The sequence below is a fragment of the Alkalihalophilus lindianensis genome, from assembly GCF_032843265.1.
Classification (GTDB): domain Bacteria; phylum Bacillota; class Bacilli; order Bacillales; family Bacillaceae_D; genus Alkalihalophilus; species Alkalihalophilus lindianensis.
In genome coordinates, this window is record NZ_JAWJBA010000920.1 from 1 (window position 1) to 242 (window position 242).

Consider the following 242-nt stretch of genomic DNA (forward strand, 5'->3'; position numbering starts at 1 on the left):
TCTCCCGGGGGATGGGGCAAAAGGGGATGGTTTGTATTCAGGTTTTCTTTTAACCCCCCCTTCTTGTTGCTGGTGAGGCCAACACCTCTTTTAATGTTTAAAAAAAAACTCAAAATTTTAGAGGCCACTGAAAAAGTAATGTTTATTCTTATTTATACAGGATATGGGATGCAAAAAACCCGGCGAGACACTATTAATGGTGGTGTCTCACCGTTATTATGCTATTTTGGACTTTTTCAGTG

The 242-nt window shown here is 39.7% G+C and carries 1 protein-coding gene; it reads left to right on the plus strand.

Annotated features, from left to right (window positions below):
- Window positions 1-242: hypothetical protein (locus tag RYX56_RS24800; RefSeq protein ID WP_317124446.1), on the plus strand; the 242-nt coding region annotated here is incomplete at both ends.